A 525-nucleotide genomic window follows, 5' to 3' on the forward strand; every position below is an offset into this window, starting at 1 on the left:
GATGTTGCCTGCGCATCGAGAAGAAGTTGTTTCAGTACCTGCGTATTGTATGGTTCACCCTCTATCGTCGTGTCAGGCTCGTTATTACGCAGGCTGTTAATGTTAAAACAGTTTTGTCCATCAGCAATAATATAGTCCACTGAAAATCCATCCTGGCCGGTGAAGTGGCCTTGCTGAACGGCAAACTGATCGAGGTTGTTTTGAACAGGGTTTTCGGTAAGTTCTTTTTTCAGTCTCGGCAGGGCGATTTCTTCAGCGGCAAAGGTTAGCCAGCGTAATTGCTGTTGATTGAGTAACCAACTTTGGCGGTGCTGGCTGACCTGAAATTGCAGCGTCATTTTTGCCGCTAATGCAGCCATGATGGCAAGGATCATTAAGACGATCAGTAGCGCCACACCTTGTTGCTTACTCATCGGTGGTGTTCTCCCCGTTTAAGGGTATCGGAGCTGCGGATTCAGAACTTGCTTGCTCAGACGGCTTATCAGCTGACTCTGCCTTCGTCTCCTCAATTATTTGGGGCAGGAG

At 48.2% G+C, this 525-nt stretch carries 1 pseudogene; it reads right to left on the reverse strand.

From position 1 onward, the window contains the following. Positions 1 to 413, reverse strand: a pseudogene (locus AC1DUO_RS26190) (type II secretion system minor pseudopilin GspK); the annotation flags it as partial. Between the last annotated feature and the right edge of the window lie 112 nt (positions 414 to 525).

The sequence above is a fragment of the Rahnella sp. P4_A8 genome (assembly GCF_056402435.1).